Here is a 1,403-nt window from a genome sequence, read left to right as displayed (position 1 = left end):
GTGGTTGAAGACTTTTTGATTTTCGCTAGTTTGACCTCCAATCTTCTTTTGCCTACTGTGTAGTATAGCACATCGACTTCCACTACGTCTTCCTTTCGGGGCTATCACGTTCACCATTTGGTTTCGGCTCGAATGTTTCGCTGTCTACGCTTTACTACTGTCGTTACCTTCAGCAGCACAAGACTCGCTATATGGTGGAGCTAGCTACCCCTTCCATAACAGGACTTTCACCCGTAAGATTAATGCACCTTATCTTGACGCACATACTACAGAAGATACAGAATTAACTGAAGAAGCAATTACCGAAATTTTTGGACCGGAAGTAGCAAAACACGTAGAAGGTCTAACTAGAATTAAATCTTACGGGAAGATAAGTAGCGGAGAAAGCCTAAACTGATTAATTAAAGAGAAAAGATACAATACGGCATTAATAAAATTATTTGACCGAATTCATAATGTGCAAACTTTGGGAATTAAATCACCTGAGAAAGCTAGAAAAATTATTGAAGAGACTTTAATAAATTTTCTTTTGGTCGCTGCTAATATAAATTATAAACTAGAACGAGAATTTGCTAAGTTATGCCTAAAAGTTTTTAATATTGAACTTGAAAGACACAAAGCTTTTTCTAATAATAACTCTCTGCTTCCTCCTCTAACTTTATAAAATGATTTACTCCAAATGTTATAACCAATTAGAATTGGAATAATCAAGAATAATAATCCCCAGTGATTAAAATAATCTATCAAGTAAATTGTTCTACAAGAAGAAACTGCAAACATTAAAGCTCGTGATAAAGCAAATAACCAAAATATTAATAACTTAAATTTTATAAGAATTAATGGATATATTTTATAGCATAGATAAGTTAATGTTATATATGAACCTAAATTTACTATTGAGACAATAAAATTATTATGTATGACCTGTTCATTGGTGTAACCAAAGGTATTTTTTAATATATTACTACAATGTGAGCAGGTAAAATAAAATGATACAGGCCATGCACATTCAATTAAAAAATAAGCCAAACAGGTTTTTTTATTGACCTTTTCTTGTAGCAGAAAATGGTTTTTTAATATTTATATCTCCTTTTTCAATAGCATCAGCTAAGCTTTCTTGAAGTTGGTGTTTTGCATTTGCAAATACAGGAGTTTCCTATAAAGTAGTTCGTGCAGTTAGTCCAATCACGGCAATAACTTCTCCCATCCAAAAGGCTATACGCCAACTAAAAACTATAGCTGGTAACTATAGATGCTATACCGAGTGCTGCAACGCCTACTACAGTAGATGCTGCGACAATCATAGCCACGCTTGAATATTGAGTAGGAGGTTTTGTGATTTCGGTTAAGTAAATTTGAGCCCCTATAATCTCGCCCATTGATGAGATCCCTTGAGTAACTCT

The 1,403-nt window shown here is 33.7% G+C and carries 1 protein-coding gene and 1 pseudogene; one reads left to right on the top strand and one right to left on the bottom strand.

Annotation, left to right across the window (positions count from 1 at the left end; all coding sequences use genetic code 11):
- Positions 1–466: 466 nt before the first annotated feature.
- On the top strand, positions 467–664 hold the full coding sequence (locus RAT170B_RS09385) for a hypothetical protein (RefSeq protein WP_014014536.1): 198 nt from the start codon (positions 467–469) through the stop codon (positions 662–664).
- Here RAT170B_RS09385 and RAT170B_RS12325 read toward each other — a convergent pair.
- A pseudogene (locus tag RAT170B_RS12325) lies at positions 627–804 on the bottom strand (proline/betaine transporter); the annotation flags it as partial. The gene RAT170B_RS09385 and the pseudogene RAT170B_RS12325 sit on opposite strands and share 38 nt — an antisense overlap.
- Positions 805–1,403 lie beyond the last annotated feature (599 nt).

The organism is Rickettsia argasii T170-B (genome assembly GCF_000965185.1).
GTDB classification, from domain to species: Bacteria; Pseudomonadota; Alphaproteobacteria; order Rickettsiales; family Rickettsiaceae; genus Rickettsia; species Rickettsia rickettsii.
This window is presented reverse-complemented; position numbering and strand designations above follow the sequence as displayed.